Annotated in this window: 26 protein-coding genes and 1 tRNA gene; 8 read left to right on the forward strand and 19 right to left on the reverse strand. The window is 71.1% G+C overall.

Annotation, left to right across the window (positions count from 1 at the left end):
• The first annotated feature begins 81 nt into the window (after window positions 1-81).
• The 4 genes from DEJ47_RS20270 to DEJ47_RS20285 are packed head-to-tail and all read left to right on the forward strand — an operon-like array spanning window position 82 to window position 2530.
• Window positions 82-585 (forward strand): DUF5949 family protein, encoded by a 504-nt coding sequence (locus tag DEJ47_RS20270; RefSeq protein WP_150170312.1) that lies wholly within the window; start codon window positions 82-84, stop codon window positions 583-585.
• Window positions 582-1244, forward strand: coding sequence for a vitamin K epoxide reductase family protein (locus DEJ47_RS20275; protein ID WP_150170314.1), 663 nt, complete (start codon window positions 582-584; stop codon window positions 1242-1244). The genes DEJ47_RS20270 and DEJ47_RS20275 overlap by 4 nt, the downstream gene beginning before the upstream one ends.
• A 25-nt stretch (window positions 1245-1269) precedes the next feature.
• Window positions 1270-1647 carry a tyrosinase cofactor gene (locus DEJ47_RS20280; protein WP_150170316.1) on the forward strand — a complete coding sequence of 126 codons (378 nt, stop codon included), beginning with the start codon at window positions 1270-1272 and terminating at the stop codon, window positions 1645-1647.
• 10 nt (window positions 1648-1657) lie between these two features.
• Window positions 1658-2530 (forward strand): tyrosinase family protein, encoded by an 873-nt coding sequence (locus tag DEJ47_RS20285; protein WP_150170318.1) that lies wholly within the window; start codon window positions 1658-1660, stop codon window positions 2528-2530.
• 57 nt (window positions 2531-2587) lie between these two features.
• On the opposite strand, the gene DEJ47_RS20290 is transcribed toward DEJ47_RS20285, so the two are convergent.
• The 5 genes from DEJ47_RS20290 to DEJ47_RS20310 form a co-directional block, all read right to left on the reverse strand.
• Window positions 2588-2884 carry a chaplin gene (locus DEJ47_RS20290; RefSeq protein ID WP_150170320.1) on the reverse strand — a complete coding sequence of 99 codons (297 nt, stop codon included), beginning with the start codon at window positions 2882-2884 and terminating at the stop codon, window positions 2588-2590.
• Between the two features lie 121 nt (window positions 2885-3005).
• Window positions 3006-3287, reverse strand: coding sequence for a hypothetical protein (locus tag DEJ47_RS20295; protein ID WP_150170322.1), 282 nt, complete (start codon window positions 3285-3287; stop codon window positions 3006-3008).
• A gap of 147 nt (window positions 3288-3434) precedes the next feature.
• Window positions 3435-4031: a hypothetical protein gene (locus tag DEJ47_RS20300; RefSeq protein WP_150170324.1), complete on the reverse strand. Its 597-nt coding sequence runs from the start codon at window positions 4029-4031 to the stop codon at window positions 3435-3437.
• A 138-nt stretch (window positions 4032-4169) separates the two neighbouring features.
• The gene (locus DEJ47_RS20305) at window positions 4170-4418 is read right to left on the reverse strand and encodes a hypothetical protein (RefSeq protein WP_150170326.1); all 249 of its coding nucleotides are present in this window, start codon (window positions 4416-4418) and stop codon (window positions 4170-4172) included.
• A gap of 392 nt (window positions 4419-4810) precedes the next feature.
• Window positions 4811-5068 carry a hypothetical protein gene (locus DEJ47_RS20310; protein WP_150170328.1) on the reverse strand — a complete coding sequence of 86 codons (258 nt, stop codon included), beginning with the start codon at window positions 5066-5068 and terminating at the stop codon, window positions 4811-4813.
• Between the two features lie 314 nt (window positions 5069-5382).
• On the opposite strand from DEJ47_RS20310, the gene DEJ47_RS20315 reads away from it, so the two are divergent.
• Complete coding sequence (locus tag DEJ47_RS20315) at window positions 5383-5670, forward strand: hypothetical protein (protein WP_150170330.1); 288 nt, start codon at window positions 5383-5385, stop codon at window positions 5668-5670.
• Window positions 5671-5685: 15 nt separating this feature from the next.
• Here DEJ47_RS20315 and DEJ47_RS20320 read toward each other — a convergent pair whose 3' ends face one another.
• The gene (locus tag DEJ47_RS20320; protein ID WP_150170332.1) at window positions 5686-6372 is read right to left on the reverse strand and encodes a M23 family metallopeptidase; all 687 of its coding nucleotides are present in this window, start codon (window positions 6370-6372) and stop codon (window positions 5686-5688) included.
• An 80-nt stretch (window positions 6373-6452) separates the two neighbouring features.
• Window positions 6453-6875, reverse strand: coding sequence for an STAS domain-containing protein (locus tag DEJ47_RS20325; RefSeq protein ID WP_150170334.1), 423 nt, complete (start codon window positions 6873-6875; stop codon window positions 6453-6455).
• 285 nt (window positions 6876-7160) lie between these two features.
• Here DEJ47_RS20325 and DEJ47_RS20330 point away from each other — a divergent pair, with 285 nt between their 5' ends.
• On the forward strand, window positions 7161-8381 hold the full coding sequence (locus DEJ47_RS20330) for an FAD-dependent monooxygenase (protein ID WP_150170336.1): 1221 nt from the start codon (window positions 7161-7163) through the stop codon (window positions 8379-8381).
• On the opposite strand, the gene DEJ47_RS20335 is transcribed toward DEJ47_RS20330, so the two are convergent.
• The 5 genes from DEJ47_RS20335 to DEJ47_RS20355 form a co-directional block, all read right to left on the reverse strand.
• Entirely contained in the window at window positions 8378-8692 is a 315-nt protein-coding gene (locus tag DEJ47_RS20335) for a hypothetical protein (protein WP_150170338.1), read from the reverse strand. The genes DEJ47_RS20330 and DEJ47_RS20335 overlap by 4 nt on opposite strands.
• Before the next feature lie 101 nt (window positions 8693-8793).
• Window positions 8794-9048, reverse strand: a complete 255-nt coding sequence (locus DEJ47_RS20340; protein WP_150170340.1) for a hypothetical protein — start codon at window positions 9046-9048, stop codon at window positions 8794-8796.
• A gap of 92 nt (window positions 9049-9140) precedes the next feature.
• Entirely contained in the window at window positions 9141-9632 is a 492-nt protein-coding gene (locus DEJ47_RS20345; protein ID WP_150170342.1) for a hypothetical protein, read from the reverse strand.
• Window positions 9633-9731: 99 nt separating this feature from the next.
• Window positions 9732-10262, reverse strand: a complete 531-nt coding sequence (locus tag DEJ47_RS20350; RefSeq protein ID WP_161237122.1) for a hypothetical protein — start codon at window positions 10260-10262, stop codon at window positions 9732-9734.
• A 91-nt stretch (window positions 10263-10353) separates the two neighbouring features.
• Window positions 10354-10803, reverse strand: coding sequence for a DoxX family membrane protein (locus DEJ47_RS20355; RefSeq protein ID WP_150170346.1), 450 nt, complete (start codon window positions 10801-10803; stop codon window positions 10354-10356).
• A 164-nt stretch (window positions 10804-10967) separates the two neighbouring features.
• On the opposite strand from DEJ47_RS20355, the gene DEJ47_RS20360 reads away from it, so the two are divergent.
• Together DEJ47_RS20360 and DEJ47_RS20365 are read left to right on the forward strand one after the other, a co-directional pair.
• On the forward strand, window positions 10968-12191 hold the full coding sequence (locus DEJ47_RS20360) for an amidohydrolase family protein (RefSeq protein WP_150170348.1): 1224 nt from the start codon (window positions 10968-10970) through the stop codon (window positions 12189-12191).
• Window positions 12192-12249: 58 nt separating this feature from the next.
• Window positions 12250-13167, forward strand: coding sequence for an FkbM family methyltransferase (locus DEJ47_RS20365; RefSeq protein WP_150170350.1), 918 nt, complete (start codon window positions 12250-12252; stop codon window positions 13165-13167).
• A gap of 22 nt (window positions 13168-13189) precedes the next feature.
• Here DEJ47_RS20365 and DEJ47_RS20370 read toward each other — a convergent pair whose 3' ends face one another.
• The 7 genes from DEJ47_RS20370 to DEJ47_RS20410 form a co-directional block, all read right to left on the reverse strand.
• Complete coding sequence (locus DEJ47_RS20370) at window positions 13190-13951, reverse strand: glycosyltransferase family 2 protein (RefSeq protein WP_150170352.1); 762 nt, start codon at window positions 13949-13951, stop codon at window positions 13190-13192.
• Between the two features lie 5 nt (window positions 13952-13956).
• Complete coding sequence (locus DEJ47_RS20375; protein ID WP_150170354.1) at window positions 13957-14745, reverse strand: GntR family transcriptional regulator; 789 nt, start codon at window positions 14743-14745, stop codon at window positions 13957-13959.
• A 364-nt stretch (window positions 14746-15109) separates the two neighbouring features.
• Window positions 15110-19399: a hypothetical protein gene (locus DEJ47_RS20380; protein WP_223828421.1), complete on the reverse strand. Its 4290-nt coding sequence runs from the start codon at window positions 19397-19399 to the stop codon at window positions 15110-15112.
• Window positions 19400-19826: 427 nt separating this feature from the next.
• Window positions 19827-20060, reverse strand: a complete 234-nt coding sequence (locus DEJ47_RS20385) for a DUF4287 domain-containing protein (protein ID WP_150170356.1) — start codon at window positions 20058-20060, stop codon at window positions 19827-19829.
• Between the two features lie 1049 nt (window positions 20061-21109).
• Window positions 21110-21183 (reverse strand) — tRNA-Pro (locus DEJ47_RS20400).
• Between the two features lie 56 nt (window positions 21184-21239).
• Window positions 21240-22052: a Pr6Pr family membrane protein gene (locus tag DEJ47_RS20405; RefSeq protein WP_190415479.1), complete on the reverse strand. Its 813-nt coding sequence runs from the start codon at window positions 22050-22052 to the stop codon at window positions 21240-21242.
• Window positions 22053-22151: 99 nt separating this feature from the next.
• The gene (locus DEJ47_RS20410) at window positions 22152-23078 is read right to left on the reverse strand and encodes a metallophosphoesterase (protein WP_150170358.1); all 927 of its coding nucleotides are present in this window, start codon (window positions 23076-23078) and stop codon (window positions 22152-22154) included.
• Window positions 23079-23239: the final 161 nt, after the last annotated feature.

Consider the following 23239-nt stretch of genomic DNA (forward strand, 5'->3'; position numbering starts at 1 on the left):
CGTGTGATGGCGTTTCCGCGCTGGGCCACACGGGTGACAACGGGCCCGGAGCCGTACGCACACGTCTATACGGTTCCCCCCATGACCTCAACTTCCAGCGAACAGCGCCCCTTCCGAGCAACTGATCTGGGAACCGTGGCTGTTCTCGCCTGGAGCGGCGAACACCCCGAGGACGAGAAGGACATGCCCTTCCTGCTGGCCTACTCCCTCGGAGACACCGAGGGCGGCCCGGAGGCCACCGCCGAAGCGATGAGCCGCCTCCTCGAGGACGCCGGACTGCCCATCGGCGGCCCGCTGCTCGACGGGGCACGCAACCCGTCCCTGCCGGTCAGCCTCCTCGTCGAGGGCGACCACGCCGTCGTCAGCATGCCCCAGCTCAACGCCCAGTGCGTGGCACCGCCGGAATGGCTGGCCGCCGTCAAGAAGCGCGGCCACGCCTACTTCATGGCCACCACGCGCGCGTGGCCGGACGCCAAACCGGGCGAGCCCGTCTCCGAGGAGCGACTCACCGAGTTCGCCGGGGCCGAGGAGACCATGCTGAGCGCGGCGCACTGCCTGCTGCCCGCCCGCAGCCTGCGCCGATGAGCCGCACCACCGACCTGCCGCACCGGGTACCGCTCCAAGCCGTCGGCGCCCCCGGTGCGGCGCGCACCGCACCCGCCGCGCCCGTCCCCGCCGCAGGCCGACGGCTCGGCCTGCTCCTGGCCGTCACCGGCGCGGCAGGGCTCCTCGCCGCCTGGGTCATCACCCTCGACAAGCTCCACCTGATGAAGGACCCGGACTACGTCCCCGCGTGCAGCCTCAATCCCGTGGTCGCCTGCGGCAACATCATGCGGAGCGAACAGGCCGAGGCCTTCGGATTCCCCAACCCGATGCTGGGACTGGTCGCCTACGCCGTCGTCATCTGCGTCGGCGCCGGGCTGATCGGCGGCGCACGCTTTCCCCGTTGGTACTGGCTCACTTTCAACGCCGGCACGGCATTCGGTGTCGCGTTCTGCGGCTGGCTGCAATTCCAGTCCCTCTACCGGATCAATTCACTGTGCCTCTGGTGCTGCCTCGCCTGGGCCGCCACCACGCTCATGTTCTGGTACGTGACAGCGCACAGCGTACGGTCCCGATTCCTGCCCGCACCCTCATGGCTGCGCACCGCTCTCGGTGAATTCACGTGGGTCTTTCCCGCCCTGCACCTGGGCGTCATCGGAATGCTGATCCTGACGCGCTGGTGGGACTTCTGGACCGCCTGACAGGACCCGTCGACGAAAGGACGCCATGGGCTCCTCGTTCCTCGACCGCATGACCCGCCGCCACCTGATCGGTACCGCCGCCGCGGCGTGCCTGGCGGCGGCGGGCATCACCCGCGCCGTACCGGACACGCCCCCGCAGGACCCGTCCGGCGACACACCGTTCGACGAGACGTACCGGGGGCGGCGCATCCAGGGCGAACCCACGGCGCACCAGGGCGGCCACGCCTCCGCGGGCTGGCGGATCACCGTCGACGGACGGCAGCTCGGCCTCATGCGCCGCGCGGACGGCAGCTACCTGAGCATGGTGGACCACTACCAGTCGTACGCGACTCCGCTCGCGGCCGCGCAAGGAGCCGTCGACGAGCTCGGCCCCCTCCGCGCCCTCACCGGCCGCACACACTGAGGGGGCGGTCATGACCCACGTGCGCAGGAACCAGCGCAGCCTGAGCAGGGCGGAGCGGCGCCGCTTCGTCGACGCGGTGCTGAAGCTGAAACGCCGGGGTGAGTACGACGAATTCGTCCGCACGCACATCGACTTCTACGTGTCGGACGGCGACGACCGGCTCCGCGTCGCCCACATGACGCCGTCGTTCTTCCCCTGGCACCGCCGCTTCCTGCTGGAGTTCGAGCGGGCCCTGCGGCGCGTGGACCCCGCCGTCACCGTCCCCTACTGGGACTGGACGAAGGACCGCGGGCGCGGCGGCACGCTCTGGGGGGCCGATCTGATGGGCGGCAACGGACGCCGGGGCGACCGGCAGGTCATGACCGGTCCCTTCGCGTACCGGAACGGGCACTGGACCATCAAGGAGGACGTCACCGACGGCGAGTTCCTCACCCGCGACTTCGGCCGCCCGCAGGACCCCATCGACCTGCCCACGGCACGGGACGTGGCCTGGGCCATGGACGACCCCCGCTACGACGTGCCGCCGTGGGACTCGACGGCGCCCGAGGGCTTCCGCAACAAGCTGGAGGGCTGGACGTCGGCGCGGGGCAAGGAACGCTGGCGCAACCACAACCGCGTCCACCGCTGGGTCGGCGGACACATGCTGGGCGGCGCCTCCGTGAACGACCCGGTCTTCTGGCTGAACCACGCCTTCGTCGACCTGCTGTGGGACCGGTGGCAGCGCCGTCACCCCCGCTCCGCGCGCTACCTCCCGGAGCGGCCGCCCGAGCCCGGTCAGCGGCAGTACCGACGCATCGTCGCCCGACACGAGCCGATGCCGCCGTGGGACGCCGGACCGGACGAGCTCCTCGACCACGAGGGGCTCTACGCGTACGGGGATTAGCGCCGCGTGCGCGAAGCCCCCGGTGGAACGCGCACCGGGGGCTTCGTCGGGGTCCGGTCAGTTGCCGTAGCCGGCGCCGCCGCCGTGGTGGCCGCCGTGGTGGCCCTTGCCGCCCCCGTCGTTGGCGCACTTGTTGCCGAAGGTGGGGTTCAGCAGGCCGATGACGTCGACGGTGTTGCCGCACACGTTCACCGGGACGTTGATCGGGGCCTGGAGCAGGTTGCCCGAGAGGACGCCGGGGGAACCGATCGCGGCGCCCTGCGCACCGGCGTCCGCCGTGGCCATGCCGGCACCGCCGATGAGGACGGCTCCGGTGCTGAGGGTGACAGCGGCTGCCTTCGCGATGCGAGACATCACGTTCTCCTTTGACTCGGATAGAGCGGCTGCCTACACACAGCCGCGTAATTCCTAACGCCGTTCGTCAAGGCGAGGTCACGGCATAACACGTACCGAATGCCGTGCAGGAGATCCGATTTCAGGAGTGCGAGGAGATATTGCTGAAAGAGATTCCGTCCGGCGAGAAACGGATCTCCTTCTTGATGAAGTAGGCGGTACCGTCCGCGCGGAACCCGGAAGCGATCACGGTGTGCCGCATCGAGTCCTTGCCGAAGGAGATGGTCTCCCCCGCCCAGCCGGGCGAGGGAGCCTCGGAGTTGTAGTCGGGGGGATTCGGCGCTGCCTGCGCCGACGGCGCTCCCGCCACCGTGAGGACGGCGGCCGTCGCCACTGCGGACATGAGGAGATGACGTGCCTTCACGAGGCATCCCTTCCCTGGGCCTTGCCGCGAGGAGTACGAACGTGTCTTACTCTGCGCGCCCGGTGCGCGGGCGTGGGAAGCGCCCCGGCCGTGCCGGGGTGAGGAATGCGGTCATCCAACCCGATCAGCTCAAAGTACCGGCCCTTTTCAGTCCCAGACGGTGGTGTCGCTGAACTTGGCGTGCTTCGGGGTGCCCTTCGCCGGGGCGGTCGAGGGCTCCGGGGGCGTGGGCGTCGCGGGGGCCGTGGGGAGCACGGCGTCGTCCGTGGCGTCGATGCTGGTCGTGGAGGTGCTCGGGGCGAACAGTTCGTTGCCCGCGAAGGCGGCCTTCACCGAGCGGGAGGAACCCGCCGTCACCGCGACCGAGCAGCCGAAGGTGCCGCGGGCGGTGGTGCGGGCGTGGCAGCGCGCGGGCGTGCCGGCGGTCGCGTCGGTGACCTGGACGGTCAGCGGGATCCGGGCCAGCGGGAAGGTGAGCGTGGAGCCCTCGACGAGCCGCCCGGTGACCTTCACACGTGCCGTCGTTCCCGTGCTGATCTCCTCCGCCGACAGTTCGGTGATCGCGGAGGTGGCGCGGGTGCTGTCGGTGCGCGTGAAGGCGGACGGTGCGGCGGCAGGCGCGGTGGGCGCGGCTGTGGGCTGAGGCTCGTGGCCGGTCAGGGCGGTGGCCGTCGTGGCGGTCCCGACGGCGAGGCAGGCGACGGCCAGGGCCATGGTGGACAGCAGGGTGCGGGGGGCGGGCATCGGAACTCCGTTTCGGGCGGGTGCTGCGGGATGCGTGGGGGAGAAGTGCGGATGCGGGGAGTGGGCCACACCGGCAGGCCCCGAGGAAGGGCTCCTCGGGGCCTGCTGCCCTACGGCCCCTCCGGTGGAGCCGCCGGGTCAGGAATGCGAACCGGTCGCGTTACCCGTCGCACCGGTGGAGTCGGCGGTCTTCGAGACCTTCAAGAAGTAGGCCTTCCCGTCCTTGAAGCCGCTCAGGGTGTGGGACGACGAACCGCCGTAGACGGTCGCCGAGTTGTCCGACTTCCCGTAGCCCGGACCACTGTCGGCGGACGCGACGGCGGCACCGCCGAGGACGACCGGGACGACAACAGCTCCAACAGCGATCGCCTTGGCAAGCTTGCGCATGTGACGCATTCCCTTCGGTTGACGCGAGCATCCGAGTGACCGGGAGCCCGAGGACGGGGAGCAGGAGGTGCCCTGCCGGCCACGGTCAGGGCCCGCCCGCTGGGCCCCGCCGAGACCACCGTGTGCGCGTCCGGGCGAATATGCCTGCCGAGCATGCCGGGGCCGCCGTGGTGCGATCGTCAGTTCGCCTCGGTCACCCTTTGTTGACCTGCGGTGACGCAAGGTCACCCCTCTGTCCGGGGGATTTCTCCCGCGTGCACTAAAGGGGTGAACGCTGTCGACGGGGCCCGGCTGGGGGAGAAACGCAGGACGGCGTGTGCCGCCGTGGGCGGCACACGCCGTCCGGTGTTGCCACGCAGACTCAGCACACGGGCCGGGGCCCCGCACCTGCGTCAGGAGTGCGAACCCGTGCCGCTGCTCCAGGCGCCGTGCGGACCCGCCGTGCGGGTCACCTTGTAGAAGTAGGCCTTGCCGTTCTTGAAGCCGCTGACGATCTTGGTGCACGAACCGCCGTTCGCGCTGGCCGAGTGGACGGACTTCTCGTAGGCCGGGCCGTCGTCGTGCGGGGCGGCGGAGGCGAGACCGGCACCACCCAGCACGAGGGGAGCGGAGAGGGCGACCACGGCCGCGGCCTTGGCGAAGCTGCGCATCAGACTTCCTTTCGAGGAACGGGTGCACGCGGGCACGGGTGTGTCGCGCGCAGACCCAAGCTGGACCGGATCTGCGGCGTCCGCTCGCGGCCGGACCATCCGTGCCAGGTCCGCACGTGTGAACGACAACGGGCGCGTGCGGCCGTGACCTGGGGTGACGCGGGTGATGACGTGCTGTGGGACAAGTAGTCCGGGCGGGTGGCCGCCGGCCGCGGCCGGGCGTCCCCACGCGTACACGGCACGGAAGATGAGCTTCCCGAGTGAGGGCGGCGGCGAACCCGTGACCTTCGCGCGGTCCGACAGGTTTTGAGGACATGACATCAGCACGACGACTCATCGCCGCCGTCTCGCTGGCCGCCGGAGCGGCGGCCCTGGCCGCGCCGGCCGCGCAGGCGGCCGCTCCCGTCCCCGCCTCCGACGACGGCAAGATCTCGCTGCTCAGCACAGTCGACGGCATCGCGACGGCCGGCATGCCCGAGGAGCAGCGCGCCCAGATGCCGAGGCTCGCGAACCAGCTCGCCGGCCTCAACCGGCTGAACGACCTGAGCCAGCTGCACCAGCTCACGGACCAGGTGGCCCCCGTCACGAACCTGGTGCAGTGACGTCGTCCGTCACCGTCACAGGAGCCGCACTCCGCGCCTGGCCAGGTAACTCACCGGATTGATGTCCGATCCGTACTCGCGGCGGGCCCGCACCTCCAGATGGAGGTGCGGGCCCGTGGCACGTCCGGTGGCGCCGCTCCTGCCGAGGAGAGCACCGGCGCCGATCCTCGCGCCCTCACGGACCGCGATGCTCGACAGGTGCGCCACGAGGGCGTAGTGCCCGTCCGGCATCCGCACCGTCACGGCGTTGCCGTACGCACCCGACCACCGCGCCACGAGCACGACGCCGGAGCCCACGGCGTAGACGGGCGTCCCGCGAGGAACGCCCAGGTCGATGCCCGTGTGGTGTCCGGCCAGCCAGTCGCCGCGGATGCCGTAGCGCGCGGTGACCCTGAACCCGCGGCGCAGCGGCAGCGCGTACTGCTGCGGGGGTCCTTCCCGTGGGCCCCGCGTCTCCTCCGTGCCGAGACGGTCGTCCGCCGCCGCCAGTGCGGCCTCGAACTCGGGGTCGTACTCACCGGCACAGACGTGGTCGGACGCGCCCGGCATGTCCCACTCGTCCGGCGGCCCGCCGTCCGATCTGGCCGTCGCGCGCGTCGCCGTCAGCGGCACCGCCCCTCCGACCAGCAGCCCCACGGCCGCGCCCAGAGCACGGCGCCGGGTGGTGGCTGCTTCCACCGGGTTCGCTATGTCGTCGTTCATGTCCGTCAGCACAGTGGTGCGGGGCCCTGATCGCATCTCGGGGTGCGCCGCCTGGCGTACGTCCGGCAGCACGTCGCCCCCTACGCGGGTGGGGACACGCCCTCGTCCGAACTCCGGTCCGCGGGCGGCGGCCAGTGCGGCCGGGCGGGCTCAGGCAGGGAGCGCAGGGCCTGACCGACCGAGGTGTGCGACGAGAACAGGGCCGTGCTGCCGCTGTGTTCGAGCAGCGCGGCGAGGCGGCGGCCCACGCCCGCGAGCATCAGGGCGCCGGCTCTGCGCCGCAGGAGCCAGTGCAGGGCGAGCAGGCAGTTCAGACCACGCGAGTCGCAGAACGTCAGGGCGGTCACGTCGAGGATGATGTGGCTCCGGCCCGCGTCGACCGGGACGGCCAGCGTGTCCATGAAGAACTTCTCGGACGCCCGGTCGAGTTCGCCGCTGAGCCGCAGCACGGCGCAGACGTCGGAGTGCGCGAGGCCCGCGATGGACAGACGGTGCGGCGACATACCCCTCACACCTCCGGGGCCGACAGCGGGTGCGGAACCGACCGTGACCGACCAGGACCGAACCGGATCGGACGATCTGCTCTCTGCGGGTATACAGGATCGGCGGAGAGACGTCAGCCCACCGGACGCGTCACGGCCGAGACCCGTACCCGTACGGCCACCGGACCGCTCCGGTCGGCGCGGTCCCATCTGCTGAACTCGCGCCGGTCCCGCAGCGTGGCGCACTCCGCACGTACCGACCTCCCTTACGTTGAGGCTCCTCCCGAAGATCACACAGGAGCCCGCGTGAAGATCGATTGTGTCGGTGGAGGGCCCGCCTCCTTGTACTTGGCCGTCCTCGCCAAACTCCGGGAACCGGCTCACGAGGTCACGGTCCACGAGCGGCACGCGGAAGGCACCAGTTACGGCTGGGGCGTGACGTACTGGCCAGACCTCCTGGCGGACCTGCATGCCCACGACCCCGAGTCGGCCCGCCTCATCGAGGAGCAGTCGGTGTGCTGGCGGGGCGGGTTCGCGTACGTCGGCGACCGCACCACCGCGCACGACGGCGACCCCGGCCACGCCATCGGCCGCCACCGGCTGCGTACGATCCTCGCCGACCGGGCCCGCTCCCTGGGCGTGCGCCTGGAGTTCGGCAGGGAGATCGGCGGTCGCGCGGACCTGCCCGACGCGGACCTCGTCGTCGCGGGCGACGGGGCGCACAGCGGGCTCCGCACGGAACACGCGGCGGAGTTCGGCACCCGCGTGACCACTGGTGCCAACCGCTTCATCTGGCTCGGCACCACCCGGGTCTTCACGGCGTTCACCTTCGCCTTCGTCGAGACCGGGCACGGCTGGATCTGGTGCTACGCGTACGGCTTCAGCGACGAGCACAGCACCTGCGTCGTGGAGTGCTCCGCCACCACCTGGTCGGCCCTCGGCTTCGACCGGCTCGGCCACGCGGAGGCCCTGCGCCTGCTGGAGGAGCTCTTCTCGGACCTGCTCGAAGGCCATGAGCTCCTCGGCCGCAAGGACATCGAGAGCCACGCCCAGTGGCAGGCCTTCCCGACCGTCACGAACGCGGCCTGGTCACACGGCAACCTCGCGCTCATCGGCGACGCCGCCCACACCACGCACTACTCCATCGGGGCCGGCACCACCCTCGCGCTGCGCGACGCGATGAGCCTGGCCCGCGCGGTGGGCTCCGTCGCCGGACCGCGGGAGCTGCCCGCCGCCCTCGCCGCGTACGAGCAGGAGCGCAGGCGGGCCCTGCTCCCGGTGCAGAGCGCCGCACGGCACAGCGCCCAGTGGTACGAGAACCTGCCGCGCTACATGGCCCTGGCGCCGCACCAGATGTTCGCCCTGCTCGGCCAGCGCCACTCGCCTCTGCTGCCCTACGTGCCGCCGCAGCTGTACTTCCACGTCGACCAGGCCCTCGGCCGCCTCCAGCCCCTGCGCCGGCTGAAGCAGAGCCTCGGCCCCCGCCTCGCCCGCACCCTGCAGAGCCGCCGCACACCCGGCCGCTAGACGGAGTGCTGGTCGCGGGCCAGTCGGGTGAGTGTGCGGACCAGGCCGTCCGGCGGGAGGCGACCGTCCGCGTGCAGGATCACCTCACTCGCCGGACCGAGCCCGCGCGCCCGGTGGACGACCGCGTCCGCGTCCCCGGAGGGGGTGCTCACGTCGATGACCAGCGCGTCCGGCAGCAGCACCCGGGCGCGGGCAAGGGCCAGGGAGCTGTCATGGGTGTGGGAGAGGACGCACACCTCGGGGATGCTCTCGATCCGGGAGATCAGCTCCGTCGCCCGCTCCCGCCCGACCAGCACCAGCACGGTCAGCACGCCTCCATTTTCCTCCGGCCCGCCGTCCGTGTCCTGAGGCACGGAAGAGCACCGGCGCGGACGGTGTCGCGTCCGCCCGCGCCGGTGCTCCGCGACAGACCTCAGCCGTGGACGGACCGCGAGCTGTTCCGCATGGACTTCATGCCGGTCTCGACCACCGTCAGACCGGTCTTGCCCGCGTCCAGCATGTCCCGGCCCGTCTCGGTCGGGTTCATCAGGGTCTCGCCGACGACACGGCCCACGGTGCGGGTGCCGTCACCGGCGACGGGGTCGGCCTGGGCGGGAGCGGCGGCGGCGACGGAGGCGGCGGCCGCCGTCAGGGTCAGGGCGGTGAGCATGCGCTTCGAGGTGTTCATGGTCTCTCAAACGGCGCTGAGGGCGGGAAGGTGCGCCCGACATCGTCAGCAACCCGGGCAATTCCACCGTCCGAGCGACCCGCGTACGTCCGTCAGAAGTGCAGCATCGACATCAGCTCGGGGCTGCGCATGCCGGTCGACATCTCGGGGAGCCGCTGTCCCGGCCGCATCCAGCCCGCGCGTTCGGCGGCCGTGACCGCCGCCGCCTCGGCCTCGTCCGCCGCGGCGTTCAGGGTTTCGTCCGCGCCGAGCCCCTCCCGCCCGGCCGCGGCCGACGCGGCCCGCGACGCCCCGAGCGCGGCACGGCAGGCGGCGACGGCGAGGTCGCTGTCGCCGTCGTGCTGCTGCCCCATCTGCGCGGCCTGCGCCGCGGCCGCCGCCGCGTTGCGCGCGCAGCGCGAGTCCGCCGCCGGGTCCGGGGCGGACTCCGAGAGGACGGCGAGGGCCTGGAGGGACACGCGGGCGGCGTGCGCGGCCTTCCACACGACGTGCTCCGGCGCCTCGTGCCGCTCGACGTGGTGGCAGACCGAGGCGGCGCGGAGGGCCGCGCTCCTGGCACGTGCGGCGTGGCTGCGTTCCGTCATGGCCGTCTCCCTGTCCGTCGGCGGATCGTGCCGGATGTGCGGCAGGGTGACAGGTCGGGCCTCAACTGGCCATACGTACGCCCGTAGTGAGGAGGAACCTCAGGTCCGTTCCACGGGCGGGAGCAGCAGGTCCCTCTCCGGGTGCTTCTCGCCCATGACGCTCCCCTGGATGCCGAGGTCGCGTCGCGCCGCCTCGTGGAAGTCGTTGATGGCGCGGAACGCGGCGCGGTTCCGGTCGCGCCACTCGGCCAGGGTCCCGGTGATCCGGCCCGTGGCCTGCCAGTCGATCTCGGCGATCAGGGCGTTGAGGTCGTGACCTGCCTCGATGGCGTCGTCGCCGCCGAGGAGCATGACGCGTTCGAAGGCGCTGCCCCAGGTGCGGCCCGCGTCGGCGAGGTCGGCGCGGAGTTCCTGCTCCGACCATTCGGTGTGGCGCCCGTGCTCCCGGAACTCGTAGAGGCGGACGGCGTGGGCGACCCGTGCCTTGGCCGCGTCGACGTAGGCGCCGTACGCCTCCACCTTCCTGTCGTCCCAGCGGGTCAGGAGCTGGTGCCGGTTGCGGGAGCGTTCCATCAGGTAGTTGGTCGCGTGCGTCGACAGCGCGCCGAGCAGGACGGCCCCCACGGTCACGAGTTGCTCTCCGGTACCCAACCCGCCCCCAGCCGTGCCCTCTTGAGATGACCGGACGATCTTACGAGAGCGGGCCGGGTCGTGCTCGTGTTCAGACGAACATCCCCAGCGCGTCGTCCAGTGACCATGTCTGCCAGCTCATCGCGAAGAAGGCGACGAACGAGGCGAGGGCCATCATGAGGTTCTGCCCCTGCTCGGCCCAGTCGTGGATCATCAGGACGAGGTAGACGAGGTTGAGGACGAATCCGCAGACCAGGGCGACGGGGGTGAGGAAGCCGACGATCAGGCCGAGGCCCAGGGCCAGTTCGGCGTAGGCGACGACGTACGCCATCACGCGCGGCCGCGGCTTGACCACCACGTTGAAGCCCTCGCGCACCGCGGACCACCGGTGTTTCTCGGCGATGCCCGCGGCCCACCCGATGCCGCCCCCGCCGAACCACGTCTTCTTGTCCTTGTGGCGCCAGCTCTCCAGCCACCACAGGCCGATCCCGATCCGGAGTACGGCCACCCACTCGGCTCCGCCGAGCCAGATCGTCTGCATCGCGCGACCTCCCTACGAACCTGACGGGGCGTCAGTTCAGCGGATCGGGGCGTGACGCGCAAGGGGCCGAGTTGCAGGCGGACGCTTGCCGCCGGCGGAGTGAGCCCATAATCTCGATCCGACGCCAAATCTGATGGATCGTCAGATCAGTAGGGGGCACAACAGTGGTCAGCAGCGAGGACGGCACCAAGGAACTCCCCCGGGTCATCAGCGTGGACGACCACGTGATCGAGCCCGCGCACCTCTTCGAGACATGGCTCCCCGCCAAGTACCGCGACCGGGGCCCCAAGCCCTTCACCGCGGGCATCGGCGAGCTGGAGTACGTCGGCGGCAAGTACCGGTTCACGACCGACCCGGCGGGACAGATCACCGACTGGTGGGAGTACGAGGGCAGCATCTTCCCGTACAAGCGGATCATCGCCGCCGTCGGCTTCTCGCGCGACGAGATGACGCTGGACGGCATCACCCGCGAACAGATGCGCAAGGGCTGCTGGGACCCCAAGGCCCGGCTCGCGGACATGGACCTCAACCACGTCGAGGCGTCCCTCTGCTTCCCCACCTTTCCCCGCTTCTGCGGCCAGACGTTCTCCGAGGCCAAGGACAAGGAGGTCGGCCTCGCCTGCGTCCGCGCCTACAACGACTGGATGGTCGAGGAGTGGTGCGGCGACAGCGGTGGGCGGCTGATCCCGCTCTGCCTGATCCCGCTCTGGGACGTGGGCCTCGCCGTCGCCGAGATCGAACGCAACGCCGCACGCGGGGTGCGGGCCGTCACCTTCAGCGAGATCCCGACGTACCTGGGCCTGCCGTCGATCCACTCCGGGTACTGGGACCCGTTCTTCGCGGCCTGCGAGGAGACCGGGACCGTCGTGAACATGCACATCGGCTCGTCGTCGCAGATGCCGGCCGCCTCCCCGGACGCGCCGCCCGCGGTCCAGGCCTCCCTCTCCTTCAACAACGCGATGGCGTCGATGATGGACTTCCTCTTCAGCGGCGTCCTGGTGAAGTTCCCGCGGCTCAAACTCGCCTACAGCGAGGGCCAGATGGGCTGGATCCCCTACGCCCTGGAGCGCGCCGACGACGTGTGGGAGGAGCACCGGGCGTGGGGCGGCGTGAAGGACCTGATCCCGGAGCCCCCGTCGACGTACTACTACCGGCAGATCTTCTGCTGCTTCTTCCGCGACAAGCACGGCATCGAGGCGATCGAGACCGTCGGCGTCGACAACGCCACGTTCGAGACGGACTACCCCCACGTCGACTCCACGTGGCCGCACACCAAGGAGGTCGCCGCCGAGCACGTCGGCCATCTTCCGGAGGAGACCGCGTACAAGCTGCTGCGCGGCAACGCGATCCGCATGCTGGACCTGCCGTTCGACCGGGCCGGGCGGTAGGGGGCGGGGGAGGGGCGGATACGGTTCATTCGACCGTGACGGAGAGGCAGGCAGTCGAATGAGCACCCCCCTTTCGGAGACGATGGTCACGCTCGGGCGGCGGTACGTGCGTGACGCCCCCGGCACCGTCGGCAAAGCGGCGCTCGCCGCCCGGTTCCTGAACGCGCACCTCCGCGAGAACCCTCGCCGCCGCGTCGTCGCCGACCGGTACGGCCACCGCTTCGCCGTCGACACCCAGGACCTCATCCAGCGCTACGTGTACCTGTTCGGCGCCTGGGAGCCGCACATGACACGGTGGCTGCGCGGGTGCCTCGGGCCCGGGGACGTCTTCGTCGACGTCGGCGCGAACGTGGGGTACTTCGCCGTCCTGGGGGCCGGGCTCGTGGGCCCGGCGGGGCACGTCGTGGCGATCGAGGCCTCGCCCGCGTTCCACGAGCGGGTGCTGCTGCACGCCGAGCTGAACGGCTGCTCCAACGTCCGCGCGGTCAACGCCGCCGTCTCGGACGCGCACAAGCGGCTCACGTTCATCCTCGCCAGCTCGCACAACATGGGCGCGAACAGCATCGTTCCGTACGACGGACCCGCCGAGTCCACCTTCGACGCGGACGCCGCACCGCTGCCCGAGCTCCTGGAGGCCGACGAGCTGGCCCGCGCGCGCGTGATCAAGATCGATGTGGAGGGCGCGGAGGGGGGCGTCGTCCGCGGCCTGGCCCCCGCGCTGGGCAGCCTCCGCGAGGACGTGGAGATCGCTGTGGAGGTGACGCCTGACCGCATGGAACAGCTCGGCGACTCGGTGGACGAGCTGATGAAGACGATGGGGGAGGCGGGCTTCCACGCGTACCGGCTGATCAACGAGTACGCCCCCGAGACCTACCCTCCGGCGATCCGGCACCCCGCGCCGCCGGTGCGGTGGCGGGAGCCGATCACCGAGGAGACGGAGCTGGTGTTCTCCAGGGTCGACGCGGAGACGCTGTGAGGCGTTCCTGGCCCGAGCGGAGTCAGTCCGCCTTCGGCGGGAAGCTCCACCGCAACGCGGAGAGCGACCGTGCCCGCTCCGCCACCACCGCCATGCGCGCGTCCCGCTCCGCGGTGTCGGTGTGGGCGCTCTGGCCCGTCACCTGCCCCTCCCACTTGCGGTAGAGCAACCCCACCTCGGACGAGAACCAGCCGCGCGCGACGGAGTTGAGCGCGAGCAGCAGGCCCGTGTCCTCCGAGGCGGGCAGCGCCATCCAGCCGCCCAGGGCGACGAGGAGGTCACGGCGGACGAAGAGGGTCGCGGGGTGGACCGGCGCGCGGTAGTCGTGGCCCGACCAGTAGTCGATGACGCTCATGCGCTCCACAGGGCCGTGCTCCGGGTCGCCGGGGAAGCCGACCGTGGAGCCGTCGGGGAGCAGGTCGAGCACCCGTGAGGTGGCCCAGCCGAGCTGCGGGTCCGCTTCGAGCGCCGCGAGGTCGCGGGCCAGCGCGCCGGGGGCGAGCCGGTCGTCGGCGTCCAGGACCTTCACGTACTCCCCGTCGGCGTGCGCGAGCGCCATCGTGCGGGCGACACCGGGACCGCCCGGCCGCCCCTGCCGGAACGTGACGCGCTCGTCGTCCGGGACGTGCGGCGCGACCTGGTCCGTCCTGCCGTCCTCCTGGATCAGCCAGTGCCACTCCCACCCGTCGGGGAGCTCCTGCGCGAGCAGCGACGCGTACGCGTCGGACAGGAACGGGGCAGACGGCGCGTGGACGGCGGTGACGATGATGATGCGCCGGCGCACGGCACTCACCACCTTTCCAGGGGAGTGGTGAAGACGGCTTCCGTGCGGTCGCCGGGCAGGGTGACATGGGCGACCTCGACGACGCGGCCCTGCGTGTCGTACGACGTCTTGCGGAGCAGCAGCACGGACGTGCCGGGCGGCAGCTCCAGTTCCGCGGCCTCCTCCGGCGTGGGCGGCCGTGCGGTGATCCGCTCCTCGACGCGGTCCAGCTCGATGCCGACGGTGGACAGCTGGTTCTGCGTGCCGCCGGGCCACGGCTCCTTGGTGTCGTCCAGGAGGTCCGGGTTCCCGGCGATGTGGTCGCGGACCAGGTAGGAGGTGGCCAGGTTGAAGGGGGCGTTCTCGGCGGCGTACCGGGTCCGGTACGAGCGCTCGATCAGGGGTGTCCCCTCCGGGACGTCGAAGACGGACGCGAGGTGTGCGTCCGCGCGGACCTCGCGGTACTCCGCGTGGAACACGAGGTCCTGGAGTTCGAGTCCGGTGTCGTGCTCGGTGGCGCCGGTGCGCGCCCTGCGCTCTTCCGGCTGGTGCACGCGGTTCTTCTCCCACTGGTGGCGGGAGTTGTCGCGGACGACACCGGCGCGCGGCCTGCGGACGAAGTTGCCGCGCCCGTGCTCCTTCTCGATGAGCCCTTCCTCCCGCAGGAGGCGGAGCGCGTCGCGGAGCGTCGGGACGCTGCGCCGGTACTGCTCGGCGAGCTTCGTCTCGGCGGGCAGCCGCTCGCCCGGCCGCAGCAGGCCCGCGCGGATGGAGCGGCGGATGTCGTCCGCTATCTGCTCGTATGCCTTGGGCATCGCGCTCACCATCCGTCGTCGGGGACCGTTCCGTCGGGACCGGCCCACACCCTACGACTCCTCAAGAGGAGTTGACGACCGCGCTGGAAAGTTTCCGTACGAAACGATCTCTTGCCTAAAAGGTAAAAGCGTCGACGCAAATGGAAGGGCCCGATCGCTGGCGACGGGGGATGCACCAGCGATCGGGCTCTGTTCCAACAGTAACAAGCCCGAATGGATAGTGGGAGTCAACTCCGCGAATAAAGTATGGAGTTGTGATCGGGATCACGTACCCGGGCGATCGCCGGAGAAGGCGTGCGGCGTGCCCGAACGGGCAGGATCCTGGCCGAAAAGGCCCGTGTGAAGCCCGTGTGGGGCCCGTCTGTTACTCGTCGCACGGCGGCTCGTACGAGAGCCGGGGCAGATACTCATCCCATTTCTCGCGGGTGAGAACACCCCGAGTGGTCGAGCAAATCCGCTTAACCGCTTCCTCGGTGTCCAAGTTCCACAACCGGACGGTATCCGTGCCGCTCGCCACCCCCAGCATGTCGCTCTGCGGGCTGAAGGACAGGAAGCTCCCCATCTTGGTGTTGGGGCTCATCGACTGGCCGATGGGGGACGTGTCGGTGGGGTCGGCGACGTTCCAGAGCCGCACCGTGTTGTCGTTGCCGCCCGTCGCCAGGGTGTGGCCGTCCTTGCTGAACGTCAGCGCGACGACGGCGTCGGTGTGGCCGGTGAGAGAGGCATCGAGCCGGGCGGGTTCGCGCGGGTCGCCGATGTCCCAGAGCCGCACCGTGCCGTCGTCGCTGCCGCTGGCCAGCGTGCGCCCGTCCGGGCTGTAGACGACGGTGTTGACGGGACCCAGGTGCCCCTTGAGGGGCGGCTGGAACGGCACGGCCCGCCGCGGATCGGTCACGTTCCACAGCCGTACGGTGCCGTCCGCGCTGCCGCTGACCAGCGTGCGCCCGTCCTGCCCGAACGTGAGGGAGTTGACGTACCCCTGATGGCCGGTGAGCGGCTCGCCCAGCCTGCGCGGACGGGTGGGCGAGGTGATGTCCCAGAGCTGGATGGTGCGGTCGGTGTAGGGGGTCGCGAGGGTGCGGCCGTCCCTGCTGAAGGCGAGCGCCGCGGCGAACCGGGTGCGCAGCCGGACGGGCGGCCCGTAGGGGACGGGATGCTTCGGGTCGGCGACGTTCCACAGCTGCACGGCACGGTTGCCCGTCAGCACGGCGAGCGTACGGCCGTCCGGCGAGAACACCGGCGCCCGGACGTTGCCCTCCCCGGGACGGAACGGCTTGCCCAGCGGAGTGGGACGTTCCGGCCGCTGTACGTCCCACAACCGGACCTTCTCGTCCCGAGAGGCTGTCGCCAGCACCTTCCCGTCGGGCCGGAACGCCCCTATCCGTCCGAGCATGTCCCCCGTCGAGATCGACCAGAGGCGCACCTTGTTGTCGCCGCTCCCGGTGGCGAGGAACCGTCCGTCGGGGCTGAACCCCAAGGCGTACATCTCCCCGCTGCTGCCCGAGAGGGACTCGCCGACCTGCGACGGATGCGACGGGTCGCGGACGTTCCACAGGCTCGCCGTGCTGTCCGCGCTCGCGGCGGCGAGCATGGTGCCCGACGGATTGAAGGCGACCGACCAGAGCGGACCGGTGTGCCCGGTGAGCGGCGTCCCGAGCGCCTTGCCGTGCTCCGGGTCGGAGACGTCCCACAGCCGGATCGTGTTGTCGGCGCCACCGCTCGCGAGGGTGTCGTCGTCGGGGCTGAAGGCCACGGAGTGCACGGTGGTCGAATGCCCGCGCAGCACCGTGTCGACGGGCTCCGGCCTGTTCGGGTCGTCCGTGTTCCACAGGTGGATCGTGCCGTCGTCCCCGCCGGCCGCGAGGGTCCGCCCGTCATGGCTGAACGCGACCGACCGCACGGCCTCGGTGTGCCCGGTCAGCTTCGCGATCCGCTTCGGCTCGCGCGGCTCGTCCACGTCCCACAGGCGGACGGCCTTGTCCTCGTTGGCGGCGGCGAGGGTCTTCCCGTCCGGGCTGAACGCGAGCAGATAGATGGCCCCGCCCTGCCCGGTCACCGGGCTGCCGAGGAGCCGGGGATGCCGCGGGTCCCGTACGTTCCACAGCCGGATCGTGCCGTCGTCGGACGCGCTCGCGAGGGTGTTGCCGTCCGGGCTGAAGACCGCGGTGCTCACCCAGCTCTTGTGCCCGGTGAGGGGCTTGCCCAGCGGTTCGGGGTGCGTCGGGTCGGAGAGGTCCCACAGGCGTACGGTCCGGTCGTAGCTGGCCGTGGCGAGGAGCCGCCCGTCCGGGCTGAACGAGGTGAGGTAGACGGCGCCCTTGTGGCCGAGGAGCGGGGTGGCGAGCGGCGCGTTCACGATCGAGATCAGCCGGTTGCGGGTGCCCTCGTCGCCGGGGCGCAGCCGGTGCGCCACCAGGTCGAGCTGCGCGGACAGGGACGGGTCGGTGTGCTGGGCGCGGTCGGCCTCGGCGACGACCTGCTCGAACACCGCGTCGTCCCGCTGCTGCCGGGCGACGACAGCGGACACGACGGCGACCATCGCCAGGACGACCAGTGTCGCCACGGCGCCCCGGCTGATCCACACCATGCGCCTGCGCAGCCGCGCGGAGGCGGCCAGGAACTCCATGGCGCCCTTGGTCAGATACGTGTCGCCGGCGGTCCGTGCCCACTCCCGCGCCTGTTCGAGCCGGGACCCCCTGTACAACAGCGACGAGTCCCGATCGGAGTCCTCCCAGGACTTGCCGTCCTCCTCGAGACGCTGCCGCAGCAGATGGTCGTTCCTGTCCTCGTCGATCCAGTCGCGCAGTCGCGGCCAGGCGTGCAGCAGCGCCTCGTGGGTGATCTCCACGGTCTCCGCGTCGAGGGTCACGAGCCGGGCGCGGACCAGTGCTTCGAGGGACTCCTCCGTCTTGTGGGGATCGGTCGACTCCTCGGCCAACTGCCGACGCGTACCCCTCCGCCGGGTGGCCTGGGTGTCCTCGCCCAGCCGCACGAGCCGCAGCAGGAGCAGCCGTGCCGCCGTCCGCGCCGCCGGGTCGAGCCCGGACCAGGCACGCTCGGCGGTCGCCGCGACGGCACCCTGGATGCCGCCCGCCGCCCGGTACCCGGCCAGCGTCAGCCGCCCCGTCTTCCGCCGCTGCCAGGTGGCGAGCAGCGCGTGCGACAACAGCGGCAGCACACCCGCGTCGTGCGCCCCGCGGGGCCCGTCCGTGCTCACCTCCCGCACGATCAGCTCGGCGAGCCCCGGTTCGAGTTCGAGCCCCACGGCCTTGGCGGGCCCGGTGACCGCCTTGCGCAGCTCCGACGTCGTCAACGGCCCGAGGACCATGTGCCGGTGCTGCAGCGCGTCGGCCAGCTCGGGATACCCGAGGCACTCCTCGTAGAAGTCGGCCCGTATCCCGAGAACGACGAGGGCCGGTGCGTGCGTCTCGCCCTCCCCGGGCGAACAGGCGGCGTGCAGCACCCGGATGAAGGCCCGCCGGTCGGCTTCGTCGGGGCAGAGGGTGAAGGTCTCCTCGAACTGATCGACGATGATGACGGGTCGGCTGACGGCGACGGTGTCGGGGCTGCTGGAACCGCCCACCTCGGCACCGGAACGCTCGCCGGACGCCGCGCCGCCCTCGCGCTCACCGGCCGCCGCGCCGTCTCCCCGGCCGCCCGACGCCGTGCCGCTCTCCCGGCCGCCCGACACTGTGCCGCTCTCCCGGCCGCCGGACGCCGCGCTGTCCTGCCGCCCGGCTGACGCCGCGCCACTCTCTCGCCCGGCCGACGCCGTTCCGCTCTCCCGCTCACCCCACGCGGCTACGGCTTCCCGCACGCTCTGCGCACACGCGCGAGCACGGTCGTCCACCGCCGGCTCGTCCTCCCCCGGCTCGCCCTCCCCGGCAGGCAGGACACGGGCGAGCTCGGGGATGTTCCGGGTGAGCTCGGTGAGGGGATCGGCACCGGGCACGAGCTGCAGAACGGGCCCGGCGACCCACGCGCCCCCCTCCTCCCGGGCCAGCGAGGCACCCCCTTGGAGGGCCGGCACGAGACCGGCATTGAGGAGGGACGACTTCCCGGCGCCCGACGCGCCCACGAGCATGACGAGACCGCCCGACTCGGCGGCGCGGAGCTGGGCGAGGAGGGCGTCGGTGCTCCGCTCACGCCCGAAGAACCACTGGGCGTCCTGAGACCGGTAGGAGGCGAGCCCACGATAAGGACAGACACCGGCAAACCCACCCGCGCCGGGGCCGCCCCCGTCCCCACTCCCTGACGGCTCTCCCCTGTCAGGGGTGCCGTCGGGACCCGTGGCTGTGGCTGACCGCTCGCCGACGGGATCGGCGACGGCGCGCTCCCAGAGGCGGTGCCACTGGGCCATGTCGTAGAGACCGGGGGAGACGGGCGCGGGCCGCTCGCGGCGCGCGTCGGGGATGAGGACGTGGAGCACCGCGGCGAGCGCGGCGAACTGCGCCGGTACGTTCTTGGCCCGCCGCCAGTCACTGATCCGCTGGGCGGACACGCGTACGGGTCGCCCGCGCTCGTCGACCCGCTGGAGGCGGACGACCGCTTCGGCCACACGCTTGAGGGGCGGGTTGCCGGCTTCCTTGTACAGCAGCGCGAGACGTTCCGCGAAGCTTGTGCGTGCCCCTGAGTCGGAACTCAAGGCCTCCACCCCTTACTTCCGCCGCACTTGGTCATCCGGACCGGAAAACTCACTTTATACGGCTGACCTGCGGCGAAGGAGTCCGGACGGATCCGGTGCCTCCTCTGCGGTACCCGCAACTGGCAGGATCTCATCGCAGTAGCGAACCAACCACGCAGCGTCCTGGCAGGTCACCGGCTCACTGCTCACGAAGGCGCCTGACACCACCGATCGTTCTGAGCCTGGCTTGTGCCGGAGTGATGACGGGGCCGCCGCGTGGCTCCGAAGACTTGTGCAGACGGCCATACCCGGACCGCATTCACATCGAACGCGAATCCGGACTTTCCCTGATCCGCGCCGATACGCGGGAGCACCACGGGTCGGCGCCCTCCGCGTCGATCGGTGCCGGTCCCCACGAGGGGAGGGACCGGCACCGATACGACGTGGAGTACGAGCTCTACTTGCCGTCGTCCTTGCCATCCTTGGCGGCCTCGGCGAGCGTGTGCGCGACGAGCGCGTTGGCGTGCCCGTGCCCCAGGGAGTACTCGTCCTTGAGCCATGCCACGAGCTCCATGTGCTTGCGCAGCGGCGAGGCCCGAATGACCTCTTTCCACTCGGCGACGGGCCGCCCGTACTTCTTCTCGATGGAGGGAAAGTAGGCGGCGGGTCCCTTGGGGGCGGTCTGGGTCATGGCGGGGTCCTCTGCGTAGGTCTGACTGATCACTCGTCACGAGTACAGACGGCCTCGTACGAAACGCCTCATCGCGCCTGAGAGGTGACTTGCCCCACAAGCCAACCCACCCCAGGCGCCTCGGTGGATTCGGCTACTGACGGACTGAACCTCCTGAACGCCGACGTCCCGAACGCCCTCGACCCGTCGCAGGGCAGGCAACCACCCCGCCCTGCGTCTTCGACGGTGACCGGGGCCGCCCGGTGTGGACCGGAGTGTGGCGGTTCCGGGCCGCGAGTAAAGGGCGCTCCGCTGCGCTACGCGTCGGCTCCGCCGATTCCGCTCCGCTCCACCCTTGACTCCCACCCGGATCCGCCGCCTCACCCTGGCCGTCCGGGTCAAAGGGCAGGTCGCGGTGGAGGGGCGGGAGTCAAGGGTGGAGCGCAGCGGAACCGGCGGAGCCGACGCGGACGTAGTGTCAGGCGTCGGGCTTGCGGGAGAGGCGAGTCTTCTGCCGCAGCGTAAGGGTCTGGGTGCCATCGTCCAGGGTGCGCAGAAGTTCCTGCCCAGCGAGGTCGTGGGGGAGCTGAGGACATGCCCGGTGGGAGTGTCCGGTGCGGTTACCTGCCGCGTCGTACGCGCAGCTGGTCGTGGCACCCGTCGGTGTCGTGCGGCGCACGGGTCGGCCCACGGCGTCATAGGTGTGCCGGACGGTACGCCCGGTCGCCTCAGCGGTGAGGCGGCCTGCGGCGTCGCCGAAGACGTCCCCATTGCTGTTCGCCCTCACCCGCAGGTTGGCGATGGCGCTACACGCACATCACTGCGCGGATGAGGAACCGGCTCATGGAGCAGCTCACCGTTCAGTGGGAAGAGGCGTTGGACGCACGTCTGGCCATGCGTCCGCGATCACCGGTGCGTGTGCTCGATGCCTTGCTGAGAGCCCGTCCGGGGTGATGACGGGGAGTGCATTTCCTTGATCCACTCCCCGTCTACTCCCGAGAGGTTCACACAACGAGTCAGGGCCAGCTCCCTCAATTGAAGGAGCTGGCCCTGATCTGGTGTTTCAGCTGTCGGGGTGGCGGGATTTGAACCCACGACCTCTTCGTCCCGAACGAAGCGCGCTGCCAAGCTGCGCTACACCCCGATGTCGTTGTTCCACTGGCCTGTCCTCGCGGGCAGGTCGTGGCGACATCGATTACTTTAGCGGACCGGCGGCCGGAGACGAAATCCGGTTTTCGTAGGGCCGCTCCCGGGGCCCCGCGGGACCGGACGCACGCGGTCGAGGCCGACGATCAGGAGGGCCAGGGCGTAGAAGGCGAGGCCGAAGATGACGCCGTTGGCGAGGACGCCCGTGTAGCCGTGCAGGTCGACGTCGAGGAATGGGTACGGGTAGCGGGACATCGGGCCGGGGGACAGGAGTGCGCCGCGGGTCAGGGCGAAGGCCAGGTAGGCCAGGGGGTAGAGCAGCCACAGGGCCGCGTGGCGCGGGCGGAGGCCGCCCGGGCGGGTGAACAGGAGCCAGTCGAGGGCCACGCCGAGCGGCGTCACCGTGTGCAGGAGCTGGTTGGACGCCGAGTGCCAGCTGGAGAGGGCCGCCGCGCCCTCCGTCATCGAGAAGCCGCTCGCCTCGTCGGCCAGGACCAGGTGGTACACCAAGCCCGTGATCATGATGAAGAGCAGCGTGCCCGCCGTCACCCAGGGCGGGAGCGCGGGCCGGCCTCCCCACGAGCGCCACGCCGCGAGCCCCAGCACCACCGCCACCAGCACGTTGCTCTGGACCGTGAAGTAGCTGAGGACGCGCGGCGGGTCCCCGATGACCAGGTCGATGACGACTCCGGTCACCGCGGCGAGCACGATCAGCGCACGGAACGCGGCCACGAGGGGGCGGCGGACCGGGGGCACGACCGCCCCCGCGGGAACGCGCGCGTCCCGTCGTCCGCTCGTACCCCTGCCCCGGCCCCCACTCCTGTCCCTGCCCCGGTCCCTGTCCTTCGAAGAAGTCGGCGCGATCATGCTTCCACCGTAAGCACGACCTCCGGAAGCGTGCCTTCCGTGTGTACAGGCCGTGAGTACGGGGCCGGGTGTACGGGACGGTTGTACGGGCCGGGTCTCTCAGTCCCGCGCCGTCAGCGTCAGCAGCGTCGCCTCCGGCGGGCACGCGAACCGCATCGGCGTGTAGCGGTTCGCCCCGCACCCCGCGGACACGTGCAGGTACGACGTCCGGCCCTCGGACTCGTGCCGGGAGAGGCCCTTCACGCGGTCCGTGTCCAGGTCGCAGTTGGTGACCAGGGCGCCGTAGAAGGGGATGCAGAGCTGCCCGCCGTGCGTGTGCCCCGCGAGGATCAGCGGGTAGCCGTCGGCCGTGAAGGCGTCCAGCGAGCGCAGGTACGGCGCGTGCACAATGCCCATCGAGAAGTCAGCGCCCGCCTCGGGACCGCCCGCCACCTCCGCGTACCGGTCCCGCTTGATGTGCGGGTCGTCCAGGCCCGTGAACGCGATCTCGTAGCCGTCGATCTTCAGCGCGCCCCGCGTGTTCGTGAGGTTGACCCAGCCCGCCGCGTCGAAGCCGTCGCGCAGGCCCTCCCACGGGTTGCGGGGCACGCCCACGGCCGGAGCGTTGCCGTTCAGGCCGTGCCTGCCCTGCACCTTCTCGATCAGGTAGCGGCCGGGGTTGCGCGGCTTCGGGCCGTAGTAGTCGTTGGAACCGAAGACGTACGCCCCGGGGAACTCCATCAGCGGCCCGAGCGCGTCCAGCGTCTCCGGCACGCCCTCCGGGTCCGACAGGTTGTCGCCCGTGTTGATCACGATGTCGGGCCGCAGGCCCGCCAGCGAACGCAGCCACCGCTGCTTCTTGCGCTGCCCGGACACCATGTGGATGTCGGAGACCTGGAGGACCCGCAGGGAACGCATCCCCGGCGGCAGCACGGGCACCGTCACCCGCCTCAGCCGGAAGGAACGGGGCTCGATGCCCACTGAATAGGCGAGACCGGCCGCGGCCGTCGCCGTGATGCCCAGGGGTACTGCGTATCGCGCGCGCATCACCCCATCGTCTCAGACCCGGGCAGTGGCCTTGAGGGGTGGCCGGGGGCGGACGGGGCGCGGCCCGGAGGCGGTCCCGGAGCAACCCGCCCGCGTGTCAAGGGAGTCGAGGCCCGGGAAATCCGTGCGCGGAGAATCGTCCGCACCTGCCACAATCAACG

The sequence above is a fragment of the Streptomyces venezuelae genome (assembly GCF_008642355.1).
In the GTDB taxonomy this organism is placed as follows: domain Bacteria; phylum Actinomycetota; class Actinomycetes; order Streptomycetales; family Streptomycetaceae; genus Streptomyces; species Streptomyces venezuelae_B.

Excerpts from the sequence above, each read along its gene's own strand:
- DEJ47_RS20270 (WP_150170312.1), top strand. The coding sequence starts at position 82 with ATGACCTCAACTTCCAGCGAACAGCGCCCCTTCCGAGCAACTGATCTG.
- DEJ47_RS20275 (WP_150170314.1), top strand. The coding sequence starts at position 582 with ATGAGCCGCACCACCGACCTGCCGCACCGGGTACCGCTCCAAGCCGTC.
- DEJ47_RS20280 (WP_150170316.1), top strand. The coding sequence starts at position 1,270 with ATGGGCTCCTCGTTCCTCGACCGCATGACCCGCCGCCACCTGATCGGT.
- DEJ47_RS20285 (WP_150170318.1), top strand. The coding sequence starts at position 1,658 with ATGACCCACGTGCGCAGGAACCAGCGCAGCCTGAGCAGGGCGGAGCGG.
- DEJ47_RS20290 (WP_150170320.1), bottom strand. The coding sequence starts at position 2,884 with ATGTCTCGCATCGCGAAGGCAGCCGCTGTCACCCTCAGCACCGGAGCC.
- DEJ47_RS20300 (WP_150170324.1), bottom strand. The coding sequence starts at position 4,031 with ATGCCCGCCCCCCGCACCCTGCTGTCCACCATGGCCCTGGCCGTCGCC.
- DEJ47_RS20305 (WP_150170326.1), bottom strand. The coding sequence starts at position 4,418 with ATGCGCAAGCTTGCCAAGGCGATCGCTGTTGGAGCTGTTGTCGTCCCG.
- DEJ47_RS20310 (WP_150170328.1), bottom strand. The coding sequence starts at position 5,068 with ATGCGCAGCTTCGCCAAGGCCGCGGCCGTGGTCGCCCTCTCCGCTCCC.
- DEJ47_RS20315 (WP_150170330.1), top strand. The coding sequence starts at position 5,383 with ATGACATCAGCACGACGACTCATCGCCGCCGTCTCGCTGGCCGCCGGA.
- DEJ47_RS20320 (WP_150170332.1), bottom strand. The coding sequence starts at position 6,372 with ATGAACGACGACATAGCGAACCCGGTGGAAGCAGCCACCACCCGGCGC.
- DEJ47_RS20325 (WP_150170334.1), bottom strand. The coding sequence starts at position 6,875 with ATGTCGCCGCACCGTCTGTCCATCGCGGGCCTCGCGCACTCCGACGTC.
- DEJ47_RS20340 (WP_150170340.1), bottom strand. The coding sequence starts at position 9,048 with ATGAACACCTCGAAGCGCATGCTCACCGCCCTGACCCTGACGGCGGCC.
- DEJ47_RS20345 (WP_150170342.1), bottom strand. The coding sequence starts at position 9,632 with ATGACGGAACGCAGCCACGCCGCACGTGCCAGGAGCGCGGCCCTCCGC.
- DEJ47_RS20355 (WP_150170346.1), bottom strand. The coding sequence starts at position 10,803 with ATGCAGACGATCTGGCTCGGCGGAGCCGAGTGGGTGGCCGTACTCCGG.
- DEJ47_RS20365 (WP_150170350.1), top strand. The coding sequence starts at position 12,250 with ATGAGCACCCCCCTTTCGGAGACGATGGTCACGCTCGGGCGGCGGTAC.
- DEJ47_RS20375 (WP_150170354.1), bottom strand. The coding sequence starts at position 14,745 with ATGCCCAAGGCATACGAGCAGATAGCGGACGACATCCGCCGCTCCATC.
- DEJ47_RS20385 (WP_150170356.1), bottom strand. The coding sequence starts at position 20,060 with ATGACCCAGACCGCCCCCAAGGGACCCGCCGCCTACTTTCCCTCCATC.
- DEJ47_RS20405 (WP_190415479.1), bottom strand. The coding sequence starts at position 22,052 with ATGATCGCGCCGACTTCTTCGAAGGACAGGGACCGGGGCAGGGACAGG.
- DEJ47_RS20410 (WP_150170358.1), bottom strand. The coding sequence starts at position 23,078 with ATGCGCGCGCGATACGCAGTACCCCTGGGCATCACGGCGACGGCCGCG.